The 1,219-nt window shown below is 62.8% G+C and carries 1 protein-coding gene and 2 pseudogenes; 1 reads left to right on the forward strand and 2 read right to left on the reverse strand.

Annotated elements, in window-relative coordinates:
* Nucleotides 1-939 (forward strand): ATP-binding protein (locus tag ACP5J3_RS14765; protein ID WP_428496374.1); only part of this gene is annotated, 939 nt, incomplete at its 5' end.
* Here the strand turns inward: ACP5J3_RS14765 and ACP5J3_RS14770 are convergent.
* Both ACP5J3_RS14770 and ACP5J3_RS14775 read right to left on the reverse strand, forming a co-directional pair.
* Nucleotides 936-1,141 (reverse strand): annotated as a pseudogene (locus ACP5J3_RS14770) (hypothetical protein). The gene ACP5J3_RS14765 and the pseudogene ACP5J3_RS14770 sit on opposite strands and share 4 nt — an antisense overlap.
* A pseudogene (locus ACP5J3_RS14775) lies at nucleotides 1,125-1,219 on the reverse strand (sulfide-dependent adenosine diphosphate thiazole synthase); the annotation flags it as partial. The pseudogenes ACP5J3_RS14775 and ACP5J3_RS14770, both read right to left, overlap by 17 nt.

Below are 1,219 nucleotides of genomic sequence, written 5' to 3' on the forward strand. Positions count from 1 at the left end.
GTGGTGAGGCTGAAGGAGAGGTGGGGGGTTAAAAGCGCCGTGGTTATACTAGACGAGGTTACTTACCCGCGGGAGTGGCACAGGGCGCTGAAGTTCTACATCGACCAGGGCTTTTTCAAAAACGACGTAATTATCGCGTCTGGATCCGTCAGCATGTACGCCGCGAGGCAGGTGGAGGCCTTCCCCGGGAGGAGGGGCCGGGGCAGGGACTACGTCATGTACCCCCTGTCCTTCGCCGCCTTCGCTGAGGTGGCCGGCGTCCCAAGAGGCGCCGACCCCGCCGCGTGGGCGGGGAGGCTGGAGGAGCTCCTAGACGCCTACCTCGAATGCGGGGGGATGCCCCAGTCGGTGGTCTCCTGCCTGGCCCAGGGACGCCCCGACCCCCAGACGTGGCAGATCTTTGTGTCTTCACTCGCCGCGGACCTCGCCAGGCTGGGGAGGAGCGAGGCGTACGCCAAGAGGTTGCTCAAGGCAATCATCCGCACGGCCCCAAGCCCCGTCTCTCTAAGCGCCTTGGCTAAGGAGGCGGAGCTGGCCTCGCACAAAATCGCCTTCAGCTACCTAAACCTGCTTGAGGCTCTGTACGTGGTGAGGCAGATCTACTGGGTCGACCCCTACACCCTAGAGGAGAACTTCAGAAAGCCTAGGAAGATACACCTCCTCGACCCGGCCATGTACGCCGCGGCGGCGCGCTGGGTCGGCGCCGAGCCCCCGGGCCCCGAGGTGAGGCTGGAGGCCGTGGTGGCTATGCACTTCGCGAGGAGGTACAGAGTGGGCTACTGGAGGGACGGAAGGGAGATAGACGTGGTAGTGCCCGACCTCGCCCTGGGGCTGGAGGTGAAGATTGGCAAGGCGTCGGCAGGCGGGAGGGTGGGGAGAGTTGTGTATAGAGAAGTTTCGAAAAAAGAGGCGGCCTCCCTACTCCACAGCCTCGGCTAGGCGGCGGCTTTCCTAAGCCTGCCCCCAGCGTCTTGATTCCTCGTCCACTTAGCCACGAACTGTTTGTAGCACTCGCGGGAGCAGAAAACCCACGGCTTATTGACACAGCACGTCTTCACCACGATGGCCCTTCTCTAACAAGCCTGCCGCAGTTGGTGTACCTCAGCTCGGTGGGGCGCTGGATCTTAAGCTCGAACGGCATAGGCCTCCGCCGTCAGGTCCTTGTACACCACCTCGGCCACCTTCTTCCCAGACATCAGCATTCCGCCGAATATAGGCC

Source organism: Pyrobaculum sp., from assembly GCF_049971835.1.
GTDB lineage: Archaea > Thermoproteota > Thermoprotei > Thermoproteales > Thermoproteaceae > Pyrobaculum.